This is a genomic window from Lachnotalea glycerini, from assembly GCF_003201285.1.
Taxonomy (GTDB): Bacteria; Bacillota; Clostridia; order Lachnospirales; family Lachnospiraceae; genus Lachnotalea; species Lachnotalea glycerini.
This window is the reverse complement of sequence record NZ_QICS01000003.1, coordinates 66,919-84,205: the sequence shown is the minus strand read 5'-3', so window position 1 is coordinate 84,205 and position 17,287 is coordinate 66,919. Positions and strand designations below refer to the sequence as shown.

The following is a 17,287-nucleotide window of genomic DNA, read 5'->3' as shown; positions in this document are numbered from 1 at the left end:
CCTTGTGGCAGGCGGTCAAATGGTTAAACCGTCACTACAAGGGGAGTTTTTTATAAAAGCATTATTTTACTTAGAATACACAATAGCATATGTTTTATAATAAAAATTAATGGTCAAATTTTATTGCTGCTGCTATAAATCCCTTAAAAAGAGGGTGTGGGCGGTTTGGTCTTGATTTTAATTCGGGATGAGCCTGCGTTCCGATAAACCAAGGATGATTTTTAATTTCAATCATTTCAACGATACGTTCATCTGGAGATAAGCCGGAAAGAGTCATTCCCTTATCAACAAGGGCTGTTCTATAATCATTATTTACCTCATAACGGTGCCTGTGTCTTTCGTGAATTACTTTATCCTTATACAGTTCGTAAGCCTTTGAAGATTCATCTAATACACACGGATAAGAACCAAGTCTTAACGTGCCTCCTATATCCTCAATTCCATCTTGATCAGGCATTAAATGAATCACAGGATGTGTGGTATCAGCCTTTAATTCTACACTATGTGCATCGTTATAACCTATGACATGTCTTGCAAATTCTACGATGGAAAGCTGCATTCCAAGACATAAGCCAAGAAACGGTACTTTATTTTCCCGCGCATATTTAATTGCCGCTATTTTTCCATCAATCCCTCTGTCACCGAATCCACCGGGTACTAAAATACCACTTACATCATTAAAAAATTCAGCTGCATTTTCCTCTGTGACAAGCTCGGAGTCAACCCACTTTATATTTACTGTCGCGCTATTTGCAACGCCACCATGCTTAAGTGCTTCCACTACACTGATGTAGGCATCATGTAACTGAATGTATTTACCGACTAAAGCAACAGTTACTTCACAAGTAGGATTCTTCCATGCAGTTATCATATCTTCCCACTCGGTTAAGTCTGGTTCAGGACATTCAAGATGCAGGCATTCACAGGCCACCTGTGCAAGATGTTCACTTTCCATTGCCAAAGGTGCTTCATATAAAATATCAACATCGAGATTTTGGAGTACATGATTACTGGGTACATTACAAAATAGAGCAATTTTATCTTTTAATTGTTGGTCAAGAGGTTGCTCAGAACGACAAACAATAACATCAGGCTGAATTCCCATACCCTGCAATTCCTTCACACTGGCCTGAGTAGGTTTGGTTTTCATTTCACCTGAAGCCCTTAAATAAGGGATTAAAGTAACATGAATCAAAATTGCATTTTCACGTCCCACATCATGTTGGAATTGACGAATAGACTCAAGGAAAGGCTGGCTTTCGATATCCCCGACAGTACCCCCCACCTCAATGATTGCAATTCGGGTTGCTTTGTCTGTGAAATTTCGGTAGAAACGTCCTTTAATTTCATTGGTGATATGAGGAATTACCTGCACGGTTCCTCCGCCAAAATCTCCTCGGCGTTCCTTTGATAATACGGACCAGTAAATTTTACCGGTTGTTACATTAGAATTTTTATCCAGGCTCTCATCGATAAATCGTTCATAATGACCTAGATCAAGGTCAGTTTCTGCACCATCATCAGTAACGAAAACCTCACCATGCTGAATGGGATTCATTGTTCCTGGGTCAATGTTGATATATGGGTCAAACTTTTGCATGGTAACCTTGTAGCCGCGGGCTTTTAAAAGTCTTCCTAAAGAAGCAGCAGTAATTCCTTTACCAAGTCCTGAAACAACACCGCCTGTCACAAAGACATATTTTACTGGCATAGTTAAATGTTCCTCCTTTGAATGAAAATGGAATATATAGATGTTCCATAGATTAATAGTGAGTAAAGATGTAAAGAAGTGTTACATCAATATTATTTGCTTTATAAAGCAGCAATTGAACCGATAAATCGATTCAATCGAAATTGTAAAAATAATGGATAAAATTTAAAAAATCTATTATTTTTACATATATAGAATTTGCTATCATTCATTACCGCAAATTTATATTTGCTAAAAGACATAAAATAACTTATATATTATACAACCAATGGAATAATAAATCTATACTAATATTAAAATTTATGCTAATTTTAATAATATGACATTTTTCACTAAAATTGTGTATGAAAATTCACAATCTAGTAGTTGATTTATAGAGGAACACTCTCTATAATATATATATTGAACCGAGGAGGATGAGAATGAATAATAACCAGAATAATGATAATAATAACAATCCGAAAAATAGACAAACTATTTTGTATTTCCTTATTATCGCATTAGTTACGCTTTTGATTATGAATTTTTTTACAAGTATAAAACAAGAAAGCACAATGAAAAAAATAACGTACGATCAATTTATGACGATGTTAGACAATAAAGAAGTAAAAAGTGTATATGTTGATTCCGATAAGATTATCATTACACCGAAAGAACAGGCATCACGATTAATCACTATTGAATATTATACCGGAATATTCAGCGACCCGGATTTGCAGAGTAAACTGGAAGCAGCCGGTGCTTCCTATGACGCTAAAATCCCGGATTCCAGATCCACCATATTAGATATTTTATTTGTATACGTGCTTCCGATTGCCATGGTATGGCTTATGGCAAGCTTTATTCTAAAGAGGATGTCCAAAGGCGGCGGTATGATGGGCGTTGGAAAGTCAAACGCAAAAATATATGTGGAAAAGCAAACCGGTGTTACCTTTAAAGATGTTGCCGGTCAAAATGAGGCGAAAGAATCATTACAAGAAGTCGTTGATTTCTTACACAACCCTGGAAAGTATACGCAAATTGGAGCTAAATTACCTAAGGGAGCCTTATTGGTAGGACCTCCTGGAACAGGAAAAACCTTATTGGCCAAGGCAGTTGCAGGCGAGGCAAAGGTTCCTTTCTTCTCGTTATCAGGTTCTGATTTTGTTGAAATGTTTGTTGGTGTTGGTGCTTCCCGAGTTAGAGACTTATTTAAACAGGCTCAGCAAAATGCACCTTGTATCATATTTATAGATGAAATTGATGCAATTGGAAAGAGCCGTGACAGCAGATACGGCGGCGGTAATGATGAAAGAGAACAGACTTTAAACCAGTTATTGGCTGAAATGGATGGTTTTGATACTTCAAAGGGAATCCTGATTCTTGCAGCTACAAACAGACCGGAAGTACTGGATGCGGCACTTTTAAGACCGGGACGTTTTGACCGAAGAATTATAGTAGATAAGCCGGATTTAAAAGGAAGAGTAGATATTTTAAAGGTTCATTCCAAAAATGTATTGATGGATGAAACGGTAGATTTAGATGCAATTGCACTAGCAACCTCAGGTGCGGTTGGCTCTGACTTGGCTAATATGATTAATGAAGCTGCAATCAATGCCGTTAAAGGTGGAAGAAAAGTAGTTTCACAGTCCGACTTATTTGAATCTGTGGAAGTAGTAATTGCGGGTAAGGAAAAGAAAGATCGAATTCTTGGTAAAGATGAAAAACGCATTGTAGCTTATCATGAAGTGGGGCATGCACTTGTAACGGCGCTGCAAAAGAATACAGAGCCGGTTCAAAAGATTACCATAGTTCCAAGAACAATGGGCTCTCTGGGATATGTAATGCAGGTTCCGGAAGAGGAAAAATACTTAATGTCGAAGGAAGAACTCAGATCAAGAATTGTAACTTTATTTGGTGGACGTGCGGCTGAGGAGATTATATTTAATTCTGTGACTACAGGAGCCTCCAATGATATTGAAAAGGCGACTAAGCTTGCGAGAGCTATGATTGCTCAATATGGTATGTCTGAAGAATTTGGTTTAATGGGACTAGAATCTGTACAAAACCAATATTTAGATGGCAGAACAGTATTAAATTGTGCTGATACCACTGCTGCTGAGATTGACAGTGAGGTAAAGAGACTACTGAAAGAATGTCATGATGAGGCAAAAGAATTATTATCAGGTAACAAAGAAATATTAGATAAAATAGCAGATTTTCTTTTTGAAAAGGAAACAATTACTGGCAAGGAGTTCATGGAAATCTATAATAAGGTACGTGGAATTGAGCCGGAAGAAAATACAGAAACGAAAAGTGAAACAAAGGACACAATTCATTTAGATAAGAAAAATGAGAATGAATATTCAACGTATGAATTGGAGAACGAAAAATCTACAATTGATGGATCAATAATTGAAAAGAAATCATCTGAAGATAGCCCGAATATAGATTCACTAAAACAAGTAGAAAAGAAAAATGAGTTGCCAAGTCAGACTGCAAATCAGGAGGCGGAATCTGTAAATCAACATAATAATCAGGATAAACCTGAGAGAGATTCTAAGCCGGAATTGATTGATTAATTGAATTTATGAATTAAAATCTAAAAGATAAGAAAGATTAGTTTTGAAAGAATACATTTTTACATTAGTATCACTAAAGTAAGGGTGTATTTTTTTGTTATGTAATAGGAAATTGTTTCCTATTACATAAAAATATGCGCACGAATGCAAGTGGAAAATGTCACTGCGTAATAGTTTTCTTCTGTAAATAACATTGATTTTCAGTTGCAAAATGTATGAAACAATTTTAAAATAGGGGTAGAACGATCTGAATTTAAGATTAGATTCAGATTTATTGTAATAATATTAAAATTAATTGTAATGTAGGAGAGAGCTATGTTTAATATAGAAGAAGAATTAAAGAAACTTCCGGCAAGACCGGGTGTTTATATCATGCACGATGATAAAGATGCCATTATATATGTGGGTAAAGCAATCAGTCTTAAAAACAGGGTAAGACAGTACTTTCAAAGCAGTAGGAATAAAACTGTTAAAATTGAACAAATGGTAACCAAAATAAGGCGCTTTGAATACATTGTAACGGATACGGAAGTAGAAGCCCTTGTTCTGGAATGTAATCTAATCAAGGAGCACAGGCCTAAATATAATACAATGCTGACAGATGATAAAACATATCCGTTTATTCGAGTTACAATCAATGAAGCATTTCCCAGAATTATGCTGTCAAGAACCATGAAAAAGGATAAGTCAAAATATTTTGGTCCATATACAAGCGGAGGTGCTGTTAAGGACACGATTGATCTCATACAGAAAATTTATAAAATACGAACTTGTAATCGGAATCTGCCAAGAGATATTAATAAGGCCAGACCGTGTCTTAATTACCATATTAAGCAGTGTAATGCTCCCTGCCAGGGATATATAACTGAGGAAGAGTATGCAAAGTCTATTATGGCTGTTCTTGACTTTTTAAATGGAAATTTAAGTGAGGTGGAAGGCATGCTTGAGAAAAAAATGCTGGAAGCTTCTGAGAATATGGAGTTTGAAACTGCAATTGAATATAGAGATTTATTAAATAGCGTGAAGCAGATTGCGCAAAAGCAAAAAATTACAAATAGTGATTTTGAGGATAAGGATGTAATTGCTTTGTCCAGAGATGGAAATGACGGAGTGATTCAGGTATTCTTTATTCGGAGCGGCAGGCTGATTGGACGGGAACATTTTCATATGAATATATCTATTAATGATAAAAAAGGACAAATTATATCAAGCTTTATCAAACAATTTTACAGTGGTACACCATATATACCAAAAGAGCTTATGATTCAGGAAGAAATTGAAGATATGGAGCTGATTGAGCAATGGCTTTCCAAAAGAAGAGGACAAAAAGTGTATGTTCGGGTACCTAAAAAAGGTACGAAAGAAAAATTAGTAGAGTTAGCGGAAAAAAATGCAGCTATGGTATTAACTAAGGATAAAGATAGAATAAAGGTAGAAGAAAAAAGAACCACAGGTGCAATGAAAGAAATTGAAGAATTACTGGGACTTTCTGAAATTTCTAGAGTTGAAGCCTTTGATATTTCAAATATCAGTGGCTATCAGTCGGTAGGCTCAATGATTGTATATGAAAATGGAAATCCAAGAAGAAGTGACTACCGTAAGTTTAAAATAAAATCGGTATCAGGTCCGGACGATTATGCCAGTATGAATGAGGTACTTACCAGAAGATTTACACATGGTATTGAGGAAATGAACACAAAAGAGGCTGCATATGACAGCTTTACTAAATTTCCGGATTTGATTATGATGGACGGTGGACGAGGACAGGTTAATATTGCCTCAAAGGTATTAGACGAATTAAAGCTGACCATTCCTGTTTGCGGCATGGTTAAGGACGATAACCACCGAACGCGTGGTTTGTATTATCAAAATAAAGAGATACCAATTAATAAAAATTCGGAGGGTTTTAAGCTGATTACAAGAATTCAAGATGAAGCTCACCGGTTCGCAATTGAATACCATCGTTCTCTTAGAAGTAAGGGACAGGTGCATTCTATATTGGATGACATAGGAGGAATCGGAGCTACGAGAAGAAAAGCATTGATGCAGCGTTTTGCATCAATTGAAGATATCAAAAATGCAGAGGTAGAAACGCTGACAAATGTTGCTGGCATGACTGAAACTGCGGCAAAAAGCGTATATGATTTCTTTCATAAGGTTGAAAAGTAGATACGCATAGAGTATAATAAATAAGATTATCTATTAATTTAATCTTATTAAGAAAGTTTCTGTTTTTAAAATGGAGGTTTGGACTGGCTTGTTTTTGTAGAAGTCCTAGCACCTAAGAAATACCACGAAATGAAAATAAGATTATGAGCAAGCAGCTAAGCGGATTGCGAACATTCGCATTGACTTAAAAAGAGGGTTTAACGATGGATAAAGTATGTTTTGGAATAGATGTAGGCGGAACAACAGTGAAGTTGGGCTTATTTAATTTAGATGGTAAGGTTCTTGACAAATGGGAAATTATTACAAGGACAGAAAATAACGGAGAATACATATTACAGGATATAGCAGATTCACTTAAATTAAAAATGAAAGAAAAATCGATTGATAAAAGCAAGGTAGCTGGAGCCGGAATCGGTGTTCCAGGGCCGGTAAAGGCAGATGGTACCATACTTAAGGCTGCAAATCTTGGATGGGGTGTTTTTAACGTGGCAAAGACTTTGGAAAATCTGACTGGAATTAAAGTTAAGGCAGGCAATGATGCCAATGTAGCTGCACTTGGCGAGATGTGGCAGGGCGGCGGACGTGGATGTAAGAATGTTGTTATGGTTACATTAGGCACAGGAGTAGGTGGAGGAATCATCATTGATGGAGAAATTGTAGCAGGAACGAATGGAGCTGCCGGCGAAATAGGACATATTCATGTAGAGGATGATGAGACAGAAGTTTGTGGCTGTGGTAAAAAAGGTTGTCTGGAGCAAATGGCATCTGCTACCGGAGTAGTAAGATTAGCAAAAAAAGCAATGGAAGTTTCCGATATGCCATCCAGTTTAAGAAATCAAGAGATATCAGCTAAATCAATATTTGATGAGGTGAAAGCCAAAGATAGTCTGGCAATTGAAATTGCTGAGAAATTCGGCAAATATTTAGGAACTGCGCTTTGTAATATTGCCGTAGTAACAGATCCAGAGGTATTTGTAATTGGTGGCGGTGTTTCCAAGGCTGGTACGATATTATTGGAATATATCAAAAAGCATTATGACATGCATGCATTTTCAGCTTGTAAGAGTGCAAAATTTACATTAGCAAAGCTTGGTAATGACGCTGGGATTATTGGAGCTGCAAAGCTGGTATTGTAATATAAAAAGTTTAAAGAAACATAAACATAAAAATGTAGCTTAGAGAATTTTTCTCTGAGCTATTTTTGTTATATACTAAAAAATTCCATTTAATCTCCTAGTATAAAAACCTTACGGAGGATCGCTAAGATGCGGATTAGGAAGTATTGCTTCGCAAATGCACAAGAAAAATAACTGACAATATAAAAAATAAGTAAATTATTTAATAAAATTTAATTAATTGACAAAAAATAGATGAAATATGTTTATAAAAGTAGTAATATTAAAAAGTAAATATTGTTTTTAATAGAAAGGGGAAAAAATAGGGATGAAAAAATTAAAAAAAGTAATATGTTTGACGTTGGCAGGTTTAATGCTTGTTGGTTCTGGAGATGTAGCAGTAGCACAGGAGAAAAGTAATGATATCTCAATACAAAATAATTTGACGGATTCTTATGAGATGCTGCTTAACTATGCAAAACGCAGTGGAATTGATTTAGATATTGAGATGAGTACGTTTGTAAAAGAATATGAGGACTCTTCTTATACAAACGTAAATGATTATGTGAAAGCCTATTATAAGGTGCTTGATAATAAGCCTTTATCCTTATCAAATAATACAGGTATTTTATCCAATGCGATTGGAGCCGTTTCCAAGTGGTATTACAATACCGGAAATTCTTTGCCACAGGCAGCTAATTATTCCAAGTACAATTTGCTCAATACGGTTCAAAAGGGTGATATTATTTTTGAAGCTAATGGAGGTTTAGGTATCACTGCTCATGTGGCAATTGTAGAAGGAATATTTTACAGTGAAGCTCAACAGCAATACTATATCAGAATTATTGAGTCAAATTTGACAGGGGTAGTTAGAAGCGTATTGGATGATAGCCGGGTGGATGATTCGGGAGTCACAGTTTTAAGAGTATCATCTGCTAACAGTACTCAAAAAAACAATGCAGTTAATTTTTGTATCAGGCAGCTAGGTAAAAATTACTCATTGGATTTTGCCAAAGATAGCAGCGAAAATGAAAAAGATTGGTATTGCTCTGAACTTGTATGGGCCGGTTATTATAATCAGGGAATCAATATAGAAACAACGGGATTTTATAATGAACCAGGTATAACACCAAGAGATATTTATAATAGCTCGGCTGTAACAAAGGTTACTTTTAGTAAATAATGAATAAAGAGATGAATAGCCATTTTCTATGAAGGTTATTCATCTTTTTGTTATATTTCATATTATTATTGTAATAATAAAGAGTGTTTCGTATCAAAATATTCCTTTTATGATGAATCCTCCTTCTAATGTACTTCAAAAGGTTGAATTTAATTGTGAGATATTGTATTATATTGTAGTGTATGAATAACTATTAACATATTATGATTTAAGAGTGTATAAAGCAAATAAAGGTATTTGTTTTGACGATAGAAGCTAAGGAGTCAGCGTGGATAAAGAAATATATAATCAAATGTGCATTATATCAGGATGTGATAATGTCTCTGTTGATGAACCTATGTATAAACATACTACTTTTAGAGTAGGGGGAAAGGCAGACTATTATGTTATGCCTCAAAATATAAAAGAAGTAAGCATGCTAATTTCATTTTTGAAAAAATCTAATTTGCCATATTATATACTTGGAAATGGCAGTAATGTATTAGTAAGCGATGATGGATATAGAGGAGTTGTTATTCGAATCTATAAAAATATAAGCGATATTACTATCGACCAGACTAAAATAAAAGCTTCCGCAGGGGCGTTGCTATCCAATGTTTCAATAGCGGCTTGTAATGCAGGCCTTAGAAATTTTGAATTTGCAGCCGGAATCCCAGGTACAGTAGGTGGTGCGGTAGTTATGAATGCTGGAGCCTATGGAGGTGAAATAAAGCAGGTTTTAATAGATGCCACTGTATTAGATGAGAATGGAAATCGGTTCATCCTTAGTAATGATGAGCTTAAATTGGGCTATCGGACCAGTATTATTACAAAAAAAGGATATACCGTATTAGAAGCGACAATTCAGCTTGAAAAAGGTAACATTAGTGAAATAAAAAAGGTAATGGATGATTTTCGGCAACGAAGAATAGACAAACAGCCTTTAGAATACCCTAGTGCCGGAAGTACTTTTAAACGCCCTGAAGGGTTCTTTGCAGGTAAACTGATCATGGATGCAGGGTTAAAGGGTTATCAGTTAGGAGGTGCACAGATCTCCGACAAGCATTGCGGTTTTATTATCAATAAAGGCAATGCTACTGCGGCGGATATTTTGAAATTAATTCAATATACTCAGAGTAAAGTCTTTGAGCAGTTTGAAGTAAAATTAGAAACAGAAGTGAAAATGCTAGGCAGATTTTAAAGATACAGGAAGGATAATCATACATCATTAGAATACGTGTTGAAAGCGCGCATATGGAGGAAAATATGAGATTTGTTATTGTAACAGGGATGTCAGGAGCAGGTAAAAGTACAGCTTTAAAAATGTTAGAAGATGTAGGCTATTTCTGTGTTGACAATCTACCGCTTCCTTTGATTCGTAAATTTGCGGAAATAACGTATAAGCAGTCAATTGATGTGAATAATATTGCATTGGGCGTTGATATTCGCTGCGGGCAGGCGTTATCAGAACTGGAGCATGTACTGGAAGACTTAGTTGCAGGTGGTTTTCAGTACGAGATTTTATTTTTGGATGCATCAGATGCCGTATTGGTCAAAAGATATAAGGAAACAAGACGAAGTCATCCGTTGGCGGGAGAAGGCAGAGTCGATCAGGGAATTCTAGAGGAAAGAAATAAACTTAATTTTTTAAAAAAGCAGGCTGACTATATTTTAGATACCAGTCAGTTACTGACCAGAGAACTAAAGAGTGAAATTGACAAAATATTTGTAAAGAATGAAGGATTCAATAACCTGTTTATTACTGTATTGTCCTTTGGTTTTAAATATGGAATACCAAGCGATGCAGATTTAGTATTTGATGTCAGATTTTTACCAAATCCATTTTATATTGATGAATTAAAGCCGCAAACAGGTAATGACAAAGAGGTTCAGGATTATGTAATGGCTTTTGATGTGGCACATGAGTTTATGGATAAGTTAGAAGACATGATCCGTTTTTTAATTCCTAATTATATTACAGAAGGGAAGAACCAATTGGTTATCGCAATTGGATGTACAGGCGGTAAACACAGGTCTGTTACATTAACGAATAAATTGTTTGAGCGTTTGTCTCAAAATAAAGAATATGGATTAAAGGTTGAACATAGAGATATACAGAAGGATTCAATTAGAAAAAGTATATAGATTGGGGTGGCAGAATGTCTTTTTCAAGTGATGTAAAAGATGAGCTTTCCAGGCAGGTTAGTCTTGGAAGACATTGCCAAATTGCAGAAATAGCTGCTATTATAAGTCTTTGCGGCAGGGTCATTATTTCAATTGAAGATAAATATTGTATCAAAGTTCATACAGAAAACGTGGCAGTTGCAAGAAAATACTTTACATTAATAAAAAAAACATTTAATATAAATACTGAAATTTCAATTCGCAGAAATGTTTACTTAAAAAAAAGCAGAACTTATTCCATTTTAATTAAGGGACATGAAGATTCCAAGCGTGTACTAAATGCATGTAAGCTGATTCATAACGACGAAATCAAGGAAAATATGTCTATTATAAATAATCTGGTGATACAAAACTCTTGCTGTAAAAGAGCTTTTATCAGAGGTGCTTTTTTGGCAGCTGGTTCGTTAAGTGATCCGGAGAAATTTTATCATTTTGAAATTGTATGTGCAAATAAGAATAAAGCACAACAGCTTCAAGAAATTATGAAGGCATTTGATATAGACGCCAAAATTGTAAGGCGTAAGAAATACTATATAGTATATATTAAAGAAGCAGCGCAAATTGTGCAAATACTTAATGTAATGGAAGCGCATGTAGCACTTATGAATTTAGAAAATGTGAGAATACTAAAGGAAATGAGAAATTCTGTTAATCGTCAGGTAAATTGTGAGACGGCTAACATTAATAAAACGGTATCGGCTGCTGTGAAGCAGATTGATGATATAAAATATATTAAAAAGCATATGGGTTTTGAGGGACTTTCTGAAGGTTTAGGAGAAGTGGCGAGAATCAGATTCGAATACCCAGAAGCAACATTAAAGGAATTAGGTGCATTACTAAATCCCCCAGTAGGCAAATCGGGGGTAAACCATAGGCTGAGAAAATTGAGTAATTTAGCACAGGAACTAAGGGAATTCGATAAGGAGGAGAAATTATGACAAAGAAACCAATAACAATTAAAATCCCATCAGGACTTGAGGCAAGACCAGTGGCATTATTAGTACAGGTGGCAAGCCAGTATGAAAGTGAAATTTATGTTGAATATTGTGACAAAAAAGTAAATGCTAAAAGTATCATGGGTATGATGACCTTAGGATTGGCAGCCGGAGAAGCTGTGGTAGTATCAGCAGAAGGAACGGATGAGGAAGAAGCAATTTTAAATATTGAAAAATATTTAAACAGTAATGAAATGTTATAGCAAATTCATTTATAAAATTGCTATAATAACTACGTTTATCGTGTACAAAGATTTACCTTAGGCAATAAATGGTTTGATTAAAATATATGGCCGCTGGTAAAACAGCGGTCATATATTTATGTTATGTTAGGAGCGCATTATGAGAAAAAAAATGATGTTTATCTTTAATCCTTTCGCAGGTAAAGCTCAAATTAAAAATAAATTAATCGATATTCTTGATATTTTTACGAAGAATGATTTTGAAATAACTATTTATCCCACTCAAAGAGGTGAGGATGCAATGGAACTAATAAGAGACTTACCGGAAGGTATTTATGAGCTGGTGGTATGCAGCGGTGGTGATGGTACTCTTGATCAGGTGGTCACCGGCATGATGAAAAGACAGGAGAAGATTCCGATAGGTTATATACCTACAGGAAGCACAAATGATTTCGCAAATAGTCTTAAAATACCTAAAAATATAGTTAAAGCAGCCGAGGTAACCGTCGGAAATGATTACTTTCTAAGTGATATAGGTTCCTTTAATCATGACAATTTTGTATATATTGCAGCCTTTGGTATTTTTACAGATGTATCATATCAAACGAAGCAGGAGGTTAAAAATATTCTGGGGCATGCTGCTTATATACTAGAAGGAGTAAAACGTCTTAGTTCGATTCGTTCCTATCAATTAAAAATTGAATGCAACGGTGAAATTATAGAGGATGAATTTATATTTGGAATGGTAACCAACTCTATTTCAGTGGGTGGTTTTAAAAATATGACGGGTAAGAATGTATTATTAGATGATGGGCTATTTGAAGCAGCTTTTATTAAAAAACCCAATAATCCAATTGAGTTACAGGAAATTATTGCTACCTTGTTAATTGAGGACTTGAATTCGCAATATATTTGTTCCTATAAGACGAATCGAGTGGTTTTTTCGTCTGAAGAAGCAATCCCATGGACTTTGGATGGTGAATTTGGCGGAGAGCATAAAGAGGCCGTTATTATTAATAATAAGCAAGCCTTAAGCATTAAAGTGGATCTTGAGCAAAAACTTTTGATCCAGCAACACAATGAGAAAGAAAATAACTGTACGGACACAAGTCTTTAATAAGCAATTCTTTAAAATATGAAAGTGAAATAAGGGAAAGTGAAATATTTAACAAATTCGGGTTTTATTTTGTCATAAAGTATTGTATAATATTTTTAGAATCATAACGGAACAGATTAATCATATCGACTATAAACGGAGGTTAAAAAATATGTTAGTATCAGCAAAAGAAATGCTTCAAAAGGCAAAAGCAGGAAAATATGCAGTAGGTCAGTTTAACATTAATAACTTAGAATGGACGAAAGCAGTTTTATTAATAGCACAAGAATATAAATCACCCGTTATTTTGGGCGTATCAGAAGGCGCTGGTAAATATATGACAGGTTACAAGACTGTTGTCGGCATGGTGAACGGAATGATGGAGGAATTAAACATTACGGTTCCGGTTGCACTTCATTTAGATCATGGAAGCTTTGAAGGCTGCATGAAATGTGTGGAGGCAGGTTTTTCATCCATTATGTTTGATGGTTCTCATTACCCAATCGCTGAGAACATTGAAAAGACGAAAGAGTTAGTTAAAATTTGTGCTGATAAGGGTATGTCTCTTGAAGCGGAAGTTGGTTCTATTGGGGGAGAAGAAGACGGTGTAATTGGAAATGGTGAAGTAGCAGATCCTAAAGAATGTAAGTCAATCGCAGATCTTGGCGTAACAATGCTTGCAGCAGGAATTGGAAATATTCATGGAAAATATCCGGCTAATTGGACAGGCTTAAACTTTGAAGTATTAGCAGAAATTCAAAAATTAACTGGTGAGATGCCACTTGTTTTACATGGTGGTACTGGTATTCCCGAAGATATGATTAAGAAAGCAATCTCATTAGGCGTTGCTAAAATCAATGTAAATACAGAATGTCAGTTAACATTTGCAGATGCTACTAGAAAATATATTGAAGCAGGTAAAGACTTGTCAGGAAAAGGCTTTGACCCACGTAAGCTGTTAGCTCCGGGTACGGATGCAATTAAAGCTACGGTAAAAGAAAAGATGGAATTATTTGGCTCCATCGGAAAAGCTGAATAAAATAGATTAAAAGGATATGCAGGAGAAAATCTTGCATATCCTTTTTTCATTCATAGGAAAGACCTTTTTTTGGTAACGTATCTGGCTAAATAATCTTTCAACATCTGCATTACTTCACCGGACAAAAGCGTGAGTGCAATCAGATTGGGAATTGCCATGAAGCCATTAAGTGTGTCGGAAATTTCCCAAGCAAGCCTGACGGAGGAAACTGAACCGATAACGATAACAAATACATAGCATATTTTGTAAGGTACAATCGCTTTTAGTCCAAATAAATACTCAACCGCACGCTCCCCGTAATACGACCAGCCAAGCAGAGTAGAGAAAGCAAAAAACAAAATGGATAAGGCTACAAATTGTGAACCATAAGGTATAACAGAGGCAAATGATTCTGCAGTCAGCGGAGCTCCATCCAGATTTGGAATATTGCCGGCAGTATTAGAGATGTATGTATTCATATCATATATGCCTGAGGTTAAAATGGTGAGAGCCGTAATTGTGCAGACTACAAGAGTATCGGCAAATACCTCAAACATTCCCCACATTCCCTGAATAACAGGTTCTTTTACATCAGAGGCTGAATGTACCATGACGGATGAACCAAGACCCGCCTCATTGGAAAATACGCCTCTGGAGATACCTTTCTTCATTGCAACTGCAATCCCATATCCTGCAATGCCGCCTCCTGCTGCCTTAAAACGAAAGGCTTCTCCAAAAATAGAAGCAAACGCGGCAGGGACAGCCTCTATATTAGCCAGAATTACGACAAGTCCTCCGGCAATATACAGCAGTGCCATAAAAGGCACAAATTTCTCAGTAACACTTGAAATACGCTTGATGCCACCCATTATAACCATTGCAACGCAAGAGGCTACGACAACACCTGTTAAGAGTGGAGGAATTTGAAAAGAATTATGTAAACTACTTGAAATGGATTGTATCTGTGCCATATTCCCGATACCAAAGGAAGCAAAAGCACAAAAGACAGAAAATAGTACGGCCAGCCATTTTACACCAAGTCCTTTTTCAATATAGACCATGGCTCCGCCGATCCAAAATCCCTTATCATTTTTATAGCGGTATTTGATACCTAATGATTTTTCAGCAAAATTTGTCATCATGCCAAAAAATGCGCTTAACCACATCCAAAAGATCGCTCCAGGACCTCCTGCTGCAATTGCAGTTGCAACACCTGCTATGTTGCCGGTTCCGATGGTACCTGCCAGTGCGGTGCAAAGCGACTGGAATTGTGAGATAGAATGTTTCTCTTTTGTTTTTCGAACTCCTTTTTTACTAAGACAGGCTAGAATAGTATTTCCAAGCCACATTTTATAATGAGTTAATTGAAAAAATTTGGTTCGTAAAGTAAACATAAGTCCAATGCCAAGAAAAAAAGCAAGCATGATGGGACCCCAGATAAAGTTGTTTAATATTTGATTGATTGAATCAATGTTAGAAATAAAATGTTCCATTATAAAAAGCATCCTTTCTAAATTTTTTACGTACAAAGAAATCTTTCTTGAATTGCTATGTGAAAAAAAATAGGACGTGTAGTATGTATCGTGCACGTCCATAGCACTTATAATTTTATATGAACAATCAATTTTAGTCAATAAAATACTTAATTCGTCTTTTCTGTGATTCAATTGATTCATAATAAAACTATGTTGGGAAAAAGTGTAATATTCATAATTGATAATGGATTCTATTTCAAAATTCACATAAGTAGATAAAAAGAGTCTTAAAAAGGGAGGATGCCAAGCAGTTTTCTGCTTGGCATGTAATATGAAAAAGTTTATTTTTAAAGTTAATTATAATCTCTTGCATTAATTATTAATTAGCTTAAAAACATTATATAAAACATCTATTAAGAATTCGTGAGTGATACGTTAAGTTTTTTTAAAGGATATATGAATAATTTGTGAATAAAAAGAATAATATACCATTTAATCATTTAGAATATGTTATGGGGGATTTACACAACACATTCATTTTGTTAAAATAAGACAAGCAGCGTTGCTGAATATGTAGATTCACTTGATCATCAAGAAAGGATTTAATAAAATATGGTTTTGGTATATCATTGTCCTAACTGTGGAGCCAATATGGTATTTGACAGTGAAAAGCAACAATTAAAATGTCCTCATTGCGACACGGTAAAGTGTATAGAGGAAGCGGATACGGGTGTAAATGATGATAAGATGGAGGTAAAATCATATCAGTGTCCAACGTGTGGAGCTGAGCTTTTAACGGATGTAAATACAACTGCGACATTTTGCAATTATTGTGGTAATTCAGCCCTGATAGAAAACAGAATCCTGCAGGACAAACCATATGCAATGATTCCTTTTTCAATTAGTAAGGAAGAAGCCAAGGCAGCATACTTAAAATGGTGTAAAAAGGGTTTGCTAACACCAAGGAGCTTTACAAGTCAAAGTACGATAGAAAAAATCAGTGGAATGTATGTGCCATTTTGGCTGTACGACTATGACACTGAGGTATCACTTCGGGCTGATTGCACGAGAGTCAGAGTGGAGAGACATAAGGACACAGAATACGTACATACCGATCATTTTGATGTATACCGCGAGGTCAAAACTACTTATCGGAAGGTACCGGCTGATGCTTCCAAGAATATGGATGATGAGATTATGGATAAATTGGAACCATTTAATTATGGGTCACTAAAGCAATTCCAAATGCCATATTTGTCAGGATTTTTATCGGAAAAATACTCCTACTCAAGTTATGAAATGAAAGAAAGAATTGAACAGCGTATACAAGAATATGCTTCGTCTGCGGCTAGAAATACAATCAGTGGATATGCTACTACTACCGTAGTGTATGAAGATGTAAGACTAGACAATACCAGCTCGAAATATGTTTTATTACCTGTATGGCTTCTAAACTATCGTTATTTAGGAAAGAACTTTGTCTTTGCAATGAATGGGCAGACAGGTAAGGTAGTCGGTGATTTGCCTGTCAGTAAGAAAAAGGCAGCAGGCTGGTTTGTTGCTACCGTTGCAATCACTTTTGTACTCTTACGCCTGCTAGGCAATTTATTCTTTTAGAA

Annotated in this window: 13 protein-coding genes; 11 read left to right on the top strand and 2 right to left on the bottom strand. The window is 35.5% G+C overall.

Features of this window, described 5'->3' with window-relative positions:
* Positions 1-106: 106 nt before the first annotated feature.
* Positions 107-1,711, bottom strand: a complete 1,605-nt coding sequence (locus C8E03_RS07830; RefSeq protein ID WP_110290728.1) for a CTP synthase — start codon at positions 1,709-1,711, stop codon at positions 107-109.
* 422 nt (positions 1,712-2,133) lie between these two features.
* Here C8E03_RS07830 and ftsH point away from each other — a divergent pair, with 422 nt between their 5' ends.
* The 10 genes from ftsH to fba all read left to right on the top strand — a co-directional run bounded on the left by ftsH (position 2,134) and on the right by fba (position 14,214).
* Positions 2,134-4,272 (top strand): ATP-dependent zinc metalloprotease FtsH, encoded by a 2,139-nt coding sequence (ftsH, locus tag C8E03_RS07825; RefSeq protein WP_094378996.1) that lies wholly within the window; start codon positions 2,134-2,136, stop codon positions 4,270-4,272.
* A gap of 315 nt (positions 4,273-4,587) precedes the next feature.
* On the top strand, positions 4,588-6,441 hold the full coding sequence (gene uvrC, locus C8E03_RS07820) for an excinuclease ABC subunit UvrC (RefSeq protein ID WP_110290727.1): 1,854 nt from the start codon (positions 4,588-4,590) through the stop codon (positions 6,439-6,441).
* Between the two features lie 203 nt (positions 6,442-6,644).
* Entirely contained in the window at positions 6,645-7,577 is a 933-nt protein-coding gene (locus tag C8E03_RS07815) for an ROK family glucokinase (protein ID WP_094378992.1), read from the top strand.
* Positions 7,578-7,884: 307 nt separating this feature from the next.
* The gene (locus C8E03_RS07810; protein ID WP_094378990.1) at positions 7,885-8,739 is read left to right on the top strand and encodes a YiiX/YebB-like N1pC/P60 family cysteine hydrolase; all 855 of its coding nucleotides are present in this window, start codon (positions 7,885-7,887) and stop codon (positions 8,737-8,739) included.
* 268 nt (positions 8,740-9,007) lie between these two features.
* Entirely contained in the window at positions 9,008-9,919 is a 912-nt protein-coding gene (gene murB / locus C8E03_RS07805; RefSeq protein WP_242993445.1) for a UDP-N-acetylmuramate dehydrogenase, read from the top strand.
* Between the two features lie 65 nt (positions 9,920-9,984).
* The gene (rapZ, locus tag C8E03_RS07800; protein ID WP_094378988.1) at positions 9,985-10,863 is read left to right on the top strand and encodes an RNase adapter RapZ; all 879 of its coding nucleotides are present in this window, start codon (positions 9,985-9,987) and stop codon (positions 10,861-10,863) included.
* 14 nt (positions 10,864-10,877) lie between these two features.
* The gene (whiA, locus tag C8E03_RS07795) at positions 10,878-11,840 is read left to right on the top strand and encodes a DNA-binding protein WhiA (RefSeq protein WP_094378986.1); all 963 of its coding nucleotides are present in this window, start codon (positions 10,878-10,880) and stop codon (positions 11,838-11,840) included.
* Entirely contained in the window at positions 11,837-12,100 is a 264-nt protein-coding gene (locus C8E03_RS07790; RefSeq protein WP_094378984.1) for an HPr family phosphocarrier protein, read from the top strand. Before whiA ends, C8E03_RS07790 begins: the two co-directional genes overlap by 4 nt.
* 139 nt (positions 12,101-12,239) lie before the next feature.
* Positions 12,240-13,196, top strand: coding sequence for a diacylglycerol/lipid kinase family protein (locus C8E03_RS07785; protein WP_110290726.1), 957 nt, complete (start codon positions 12,240-12,242; stop codon positions 13,194-13,196).
* A gap of 151 nt (positions 13,197-13,347) precedes the next feature.
* Positions 13,348-14,214: a class II fructose-1,6-bisphosphate aldolase gene (gene fba, locus C8E03_RS07780; protein WP_094378980.1), complete on the top strand. Its 867-nt coding sequence runs from the start codon at positions 13,348-13,350 to the stop codon at positions 14,212-14,214.
* Between the two features lie 50 nt (positions 14,215-14,264).
* Here the strand turns inward: fba and C8E03_RS07775 are convergent, their stop codons facing one another.
* Positions 14,265-15,686 carry an alanine/glycine:cation symporter family protein gene (locus tag C8E03_RS07775; RefSeq protein WP_094378978.1) on the bottom strand — a complete coding sequence of 474 codons (1,422 nt, stop codon included), beginning with the start codon at positions 15,684-15,686 and terminating at the stop codon, positions 14,265-14,267.
* Between the two features lie 594 nt (positions 15,687-16,280).
* Here C8E03_RS07775 and C8E03_RS07770 point away from each other — a divergent pair.
* Positions 16,281-17,285 carry a zinc ribbon domain-containing protein gene (locus C8E03_RS07770; RefSeq protein WP_146212307.1) on the top strand — a complete coding sequence of 335 codons (1,005 nt, stop codon included), beginning with the start codon at positions 16,281-16,283 and terminating at the stop codon, positions 17,283-17,285.
* Positions 17,286-17,287: the final 2 nt, after the last annotated feature.